Source organism: Flammeovirga agarivorans (assembly GCF_012641475.1).
In the GTDB taxonomy this organism is placed as follows: domain Bacteria; phylum Bacteroidota; class Bacteroidia; order Cytophagales; family Flammeovirgaceae; genus Flammeovirga; species Flammeovirga agarivorans.
This window is the reverse complement of record NZ_JABAIL010000085.1, coordinates 1-685: the sequence shown is the minus strand read 5'-3', so window position 1 is coordinate 685 and position 685 is coordinate 1. Positions and strand designations below refer to the sequence as shown.

Below are 685 nucleotides of genomic sequence, written 5' to 3'. Positions count from 1 at the left end.
TGTTATGGGCTTTTTTATTAAATACTAAATAAACTATTATTGTTACAATCCATATGATGATACAATCATATAAAAAGTTTTTAAAAACCCATCCACAGTTTGGAGAGTCAGAACCTGAAAGCAAAATTGATAATAGTACTTAAATGGAACTCCAATATTAGTCACTGGTTTTAAAGAAGGATTCCCAACTGACTGAAATAAAGAGTACATTACCGAAAAAAATGAAAGTACACAAAATACTATCATTGAATAAAAGCTAGATATTAGAAGTTTCTTAATCATTTTCTGTTCCTAAAATATCTTCAAGTTCATCTTCATTTATCCAGTCTATTGTCTCAGGTATAACAACTTGTTCTAACCATTTGAATATGCTTTTTGATTCTGTAATAGAAGGATAATTTGCTCTTTCCAATTTTGAACTCCAAGTCAGATGAACAGTAAGTACTTTGTTTTGAATTTCGTTGTCAATAATTTCAAATCCTGCAAATTCATCATTGTCCTGCCTTCTAGCAATAGGTATAATATCTTTACCTGTTTCTAGTTGATATTCCTTTCTTAACCCTTCTGATTTGGAAGGGTCAACGAAATACCAAGGCCTCAATCCTTCAAAACTATGAGCCTTAAGCCATCTATATTCAATTGGTAGTTTCATATTAATTGCCCATAACGTAATGGCTAAACTACG

1 protein-coding gene is annotated in these 685 nt (G+C 30.8%); it reads right to left on the bottom strand.

What is annotated here, in order from left to right; translation table 11 throughout:
- Positions 1-274: 274 nt before the first annotated feature.
- Positions 275-685, bottom strand: a 411-nt coding sequence (locus HGP29_RS28355; protein WP_211093462.1) for a hypothetical protein, incomplete at its 5' end; no start/stop codon positions are given.